General features: G+C 67.9%; 1 protein-coding gene and 1 pseudogene. Both read right to left on the bottom strand.

Annotated elements, in window-relative coordinates; all coding sequences use genetic code 11:
- Positions 1 to 90: 90 nt before the first annotated feature.
- Positions 91 to 231, bottom strand: a pseudogene (locus ABZ749_RS34785) (DUF503 family protein); the annotation flags it as partial.
- A 90-nt stretch (positions 232 to 321) separates the two neighbouring features.
- Positions 322 to 1,741 (bottom strand): translation initiation factor IF-2 (gene infB / locus ABZ749_RS34790; RefSeq protein ID WP_357235577.1); only part of this gene is annotated, 1,420 nt, incomplete at its 5' end.

Consider the following 1,741-nt stretch of genomic DNA (forward strand, 5'->3'; position numbering starts at 1 on the left):
GCCTGACCACCTGGGAGGCCACGGCTACACCGACTCAGCTCGGCTGACCGACCGGCTCGGTGAGGCCCTGGCCACCGAGGGACCTGCATGGTCGAGCGCACCCACCTCGGCGGCCGACACCTCGAAGCGGCGCAGGGCCGCCACGATCGGCCGTACATATGATCTCTTGGCTTTGAGCGACCTGGAGTCGCCCGGCAGCAGCAGGTCGAAGACCGCGGTTCCGGTGAACATCGCCCCGGACGATACCGCCAACCCGCCCCGCATGATCAAGGGGTTTACGCCGAGTGGCGTAAACCCCTTGATCAGCGTGTCACTGCCGGATCAGGCGCGAACCTTCTCCCGCATCTCGAAGGTCTCGATGACGTCGCCGACCTGGACGTTGTTGTAACCACCCAGGGTCAGACCGCACTCGAAGCCCTCGCGGACCTCGGTGGCGTCGTCCTTGAACCGCTTGAGCGAGGTGATCGTGAGGTTGTCCGCCACGACCGTCCCGTCCCGAAGCAGTCGAGCCTTCGCGTTGCGTCGGATGATGCCCGACCGGACGATGCAACCGGAGATGTTGCCGATCTTGGACGAGCGGAAGACATCGCGGATCTCCGCGCTGCCCAGCTCGGCCTCCTCGTACTCCGGCTTGAGCAGGCCCTTGAGCGCTGCCTCGATCTCCTCGATGGCCTGGTAGATGACGGTGTAGTACCGGATCTCCACGCCCTCGCGGTCGGCCATCTCACGGACCTTGTTCGAGGCCCGCACGTTGAAGCCGATGATCGTGACCGGCTCGGACGAGGCGCTCGCGAGCATGACGTTGCTCTCGGTGATCGCGCCGACGCCCCGGTCGAGGACCTTGAGCTGGACCTCCTCGGGGATGTCGAGGTTGAACAGCGCGTCCTCCAGGGCCTCCACCGAACCGGAGACATCGCCCTTGAGGATGAGGTTGAGCGAGGTCTTCTCGCCCTCCTTGAGCTGCTCCATGAGCGTCTCAAGAGTGGCCCGGCCACGAGAGTTGGCGAAGGACGCCGCCCGCCGCCGTGCCTGCCGCTGCTCGGCGATCTGCCGCACCGTGCGGTCGTCCGCCGCGGCGAGGAACGTGTCACCCGCACCGGGCGGCGCGGTCAGACCCAGAACCATCACCGGACGCGCCGGACCAGCCTCGGAGAGCTGGTTGCCGTTCTCGTCGAGCATGGCCCGGACCCGGCCGTGCGCCCCACCGGCGACGATCGAGTCGCCCGCCCGCAGGGTGCCCTTCTGCACCAGCACCGTCGCCACCGCACCGCGGCCCTTGTCCAGGTGGGCCTCGATGGCCACACCCTGCGCCGGCCCGTCGATCGGAGCGGTCAGCTCCAGCGACGCGTCGGCGGTCAGCAGGACGGCCTCGAGCAGTTCCTCGATGCCGATGCCCGGCTTGGCTGCCACGTTGACGAACATGGTCTCGCCGCCGTACTCCTCAGCGACCAGGCCGTACTCGGTCAGCTGCTGGCGGACCTTGTCCGGGTTGGCGTCCGGCTTGTCGACCTTGTTGACCGCGACCACGATCGGCACGTCGGCCGCCTTGGCGTGGTTCAACGCCTCGATGGTCTGCGGCATCACGCCGTCGTCGGCCGCGACGACCAGGATCACGATGTCCGTGACCTGGGCACCACGGGCACGCATGGCGGTGAACGCCTCGTGACCCGGGGTGTCGATGAACGTGACCGCCCGGTCCTCGCCCTCGTGCGGGACGTGGACCTGGTACGCACCGATGTGC

The organism is Micromonospora sp. NPDC047753 (assembly GCF_040642735.1).
Taxonomy (GTDB): domain Bacteria; phylum Actinomycetota; class Actinomycetes; order Mycobacteriales; family Micromonosporaceae; genus Micromonospora.